Annotated in this window: 1 protein-coding gene and 1 pseudogene; one reads left to right on the top strand and one right to left on the bottom strand. The window is 60.0% G+C overall.

Annotation, left to right across the window (positions count from 1 at the left end; all coding sequences use genetic code 11):
* Positions 1-195: pseudogene (locus AC1D01_RS37135) on the bottom strand (IS256 family transposase); the annotation flags it as partial.
* A 96-nt stretch (positions 196-291) separates the two neighbouring features.
* Here AC1D01_RS37135 and AC1D01_RS37130 point away from each other — a divergent pair.
* Positions 292-708: a DUF4844 domain-containing protein gene (locus tag AC1D01_RS37130; protein ID WP_477874880.1), complete on the top strand. Its 417-nt coding sequence runs from the start codon at positions 292-294 to the stop codon at positions 706-708.
* The last annotated feature ends 79 nt before the right edge of the window (positions 709-787 follow it).

The raw sequence follows: 787 nt of genomic DNA, 5'->3' as shown, positions 1-787 counted from the left end.
GCCCAGGTGATGGCTCAGCTCGCCACCCAGCGCCCGCTCGATCAGCGCCTTCTTGAACGCCATCGACGCTTCCGCTATCGCCTCGGCCGTCATCGGCCCTTGAGTGAATTGATCCAGCAGTTCCTTCGGGATCTTCGGCAGCGCCGCCGTCCTCGCAGCGATCGCCTCGTTCTTCGTCTTCGTCTTGCTTGGCATACATGCTCCTGGTCGTCATGCTATGCCTCGCACACAAAATTACTGACAGGCTCAGCAGGCAGGCCTCCCGTGCCCGCCTCATCGCATAATCTCATCGTGAACCGACGTACCTGCACTTCCGCGCTTGCACTTCTGGTGTTCCTGCCGCTGCTGACGGTGCAAGCCTCTTCGGGAGCTTCAGTAATCCTGCATATCGACGCAAGTACGGTTGCCGCTCTCGATGCCTTGCGGAAGGAGCCCAAGTTTCTCAAGCTGCCAGGCGCACCTGCAGTGGAGGAGCGCCGCCGCCTTGAGCCGCTCATCAACTCACTCATCGATCGACTCGTTGCCGGCATACAGGCGAACCCGAGCGACACATGGGTCTTCGAACAGATGACTCCGACCGTCGAAGCGTTTTACTTGGAAGACACCGAGGCGAGAGAACCGTGCGTCGACTACCTCGCGCGCATTTTCAAGATCTTGGGAATCAAGAGCGACCGAGGCGCTTTCAGCAGGTTCATGATCTCCGTCTGACGCGTTTTGCGCTCGAAATGGGAGCGGTGAGTTTCGACCGGAGACGGCCATGAGCCGTCCGTCGCGAGCGGCGGCTTTC

The organism is Rhizobacter sp. P3_B12 (assembly GCF_056402895.1).
The sequence above is the reverse complement of the archived record's forward strand: the minus strand, read 5'-3'. Positions and strand labels throughout refer to the sequence as shown.